Annotated in this window: 2 protein-coding genes and 1 pseudogene; 1 reads left to right on the top strand and 2 read right to left on the bottom strand. The window is 76.0% G+C overall.

All coding sequences use genetic code 11. From position 1 onward, the window contains the following. Window positions 1–871 (bottom strand): annotated as a pseudogene (locus KBX39_RS28695) (YbjN domain-containing protein); the annotation flags it as partial. Beyond that, window positions 868–1347: a YbjN domain-containing protein gene (locus KBX39_RS28690; RefSeq protein ID WP_043325784.1), complete on the bottom strand. Its 480-nt coding sequence runs from the start codon at window positions 1345–1347 to the stop codon at window positions 868–870. The gene KBX39_RS28690 and the pseudogene KBX39_RS28695, both read right to left, overlap by 4 nt. A gap of 113 nt (window positions 1348–1460) precedes the next feature. Between KBX39_RS28690 and KBX39_RS28685 the strand changes: the two genes are divergently transcribed. After that, on the top strand, window positions 1461–2567 hold a 1107-nt coding region (locus tag KBX39_RS28685; RefSeq protein WP_210873528.1), incomplete at its 3' end, for a DNA translocase FtsK 4TM domain-containing protein.

The following is a 2567-nucleotide window of genomic DNA, read 5'->3' as shown; positions in this document are numbered from 1 at the left end:
CGGTCAGCACCTCCAGCCCGCGATGCAGGTAGCCGCCCAGCGCGCAGAAGCGCAGGTGCGCGGCGAGCAGCGGAAACGCGGCCCGTTCCCGGCGGTGCCGGCGGTACGCGCGTACGTGCGCCCGGGCCGCCTCGGTCACCGCGCCGGTGCGCAGCCACGGCAGCAGCCCCACGGTGAGCGCCCGTTCGGGCTGGTCGGTACAGGTCGTCGCCACTGTCGCGGCGGTCTGCCGTTCGGCCCGCCGGGTCGGTGGCCCCTGCGGCTCGACCCAGCCGGTCAGCGCCGGCGTGAGCGCCGCCAGCGCCGCCTCCGGGTCACCCCACCCGGCCAGCAGGTCGGCCCGCCGCGCCGGGGCGCACCCCGCACAGCCACCCACCGGGTCCGTCGCGTCGGCGGCCGACCAGCGTTCGTACGCCCGGCGGGCCGCCGGCTCGTCGCCGAGGTGGTCGGCGACGCGGCAGCGCAGCTCCGCGACCGGCGCGGCGTCCTCGCCCAGCTCCCCGGCGAGCGTGTCCAACAGGGACCGGGCCTGATCCAGGCCCACCCGGGGCGTGCCGAACAGCGCCTCCACCGCCTGCCGCTGGTGCCGGCGCAGCCGGGTCAGCTCGTCGGGCCGGGCGTCCAGCAGCCCGGGGTGCCGGGCCACCGTCTCCCGCATCCGCCGCACCGGCTCCACCGCGCGCCACCGCTCACCCAGGTGCAGGTACGCCTCGACCAGCGCGAACCGCGCCGACAGGGCGGTACGCGGGTCACCGGTGGCGTCCGCGCGGGAGGCGATCCGCTCCAGCTCGGCGCAGCGCTCCTCGCCGTCGGGCCGGTCCCGGGCGTCGGCGAGCGCGGCGGCCAGCCCCCGGTCGCGTGCCGTGGTCATCGGAGCGTCCCGCCGGTCAGCTCGGCGACGGCGGCGGCCAGCTGACAGCCGGTGGTGACACCGCAGTCGACCAGCCGGTCGAGCTGGTGCGGTGTGACGCCGCGCTCCAGGTCGGTGGTGACCTCGCCGCAGATCTGGGCCGACCCGTCGTCGGCCACGTGCACGTACGCCTTGGGCCAGAGCCGGTCGTGGTTCCACCTGTTGCAGAAGGCGTGCAGCTCGGGCACGTGCTCGATGCCGAAGTGCGGCGCGACGACGGTGCGTACCTGGAGCAGCTCACCTGCCGCGCCCCGGCGGTGGAACCAGATCAGGTTCCGTTCCCAGCGGCCCACGAGCGCGCCGTCGGGCTCCTCGACCACCGCGTACCCCCGGTGGGCCAGCACGGCGGCGATCAGCTCGCCGGTCAGCGGGCGCAGCGCCTGGGGGTGTCCGGTCAGCGGACCGTCCGGACCGTCCTCGATCTCCGGCGACGCCATCGGGCATCCCTTCTGAGGCGAATAACACAAACGACGGTCCGACCCGTGCTGCGACGCGCGGACACGACCCGGAAAAGCGGCGTTCCACCGGGTGCCGCCGTTACCGTGACTCTATGGCGGGCCGTACCTCTCAGGCGAGCCGGCGGCGCGGCGCGTCGCCGCGTGGCACCACGAACAACCGCGCCCGGCAACCGGCGAAGAAGGCGGCGGCGCGGAAACCGGCGCGGCGGCCGGCGCGCCGCGGGCCGGCCCCGGCCGCGTTCGTCGGCCGCGCCGCGGGCGCCGTCTGGATGGGACTGGCCCACACGGTGGGCTGGGCGTTCCGGGCCGCCGGCCGGCAGGCCGCGTCCACCCGGGAGCTGGATCCGGAGCACCGCCGCGACGGCGCCGGGCTGCTGCTGTTCGGCCTGGCCATCCTCAGCGCGGTGGGCATCTGGGGCGGCGGCGCCGGGCCCGTGGGCCGGCACCTGGCCGACACCGTACGGCTGTTCATCGGCGCCATCTCGATAATCCTTCCGGTGCTGTTCATGGTCGGCGCGTGGCGGCTGATGCGGAGCCCGGCCGACCCCGAGCACCGCGGTCGCGGCCTGGTCGGCTGGGGCTCGATGATGCTGGCGACCGCCTCGATGCTGCACATCGGGCAGAACCCGGTCGACGAGGTCCAGCGCGACTACGCCGGCGGCCTGATCGGCGCGGGCGTGGGCGACGTGCTGAAGTCGGCGGTGACCGCGTGGGTGGCGATGCCGCTGCTGCTCCTGCTGCTGGTGTTCGGCCTGCTCGTGGTCACCGCGACCCCGATCAACAAGATCCCGGAGCGGCTCGGCCTGCGCGCCGACCCGGCCGCGCCCGAGGACGATGAGGAGGAAGCCGAGGCCGAGGCGGCGGCGAAGCCGGCCCGTAAGCGGCCGGCGAAGCGGATGCCGTCGCCGCTGGAGCCGCTGGACCCGGACGACGAACTGGCCGGCGTCGACCTCCAGGAGACGCTCGTGCTGCCGCGCAAGCCGCCGCGGGTGCCGGCGAACCGCAAGCCGGTCGAGCCGCCGGAGCACTCGCCGCTGCCCACCCGCGCCGAGCAGCTCGCGCTCACCGGGCTGGCCGGCGACTACACGCTGCCGCCGGCGAACCTGCTCGGCAGCGGCGCCAAGCCGAAGAGCCGGAGCAAGGCCAACGACGAGGTGATCGCCGCGCTGACCGGCGTCTTCGAGCAGTTCGACGTGGAC

The organism is Micromonospora sp. D75 (assembly GCF_018070405.1).
Classification (GTDB): Bacteria; Actinomycetota; Actinomycetes; order Mycobacteriales; family Micromonosporaceae; genus Micromonospora; species Micromonospora chalcea.
The sequence above is the reverse complement of the archived record's forward strand: the minus strand, read 5'-3'. Positions and strand labels throughout refer to the sequence as shown.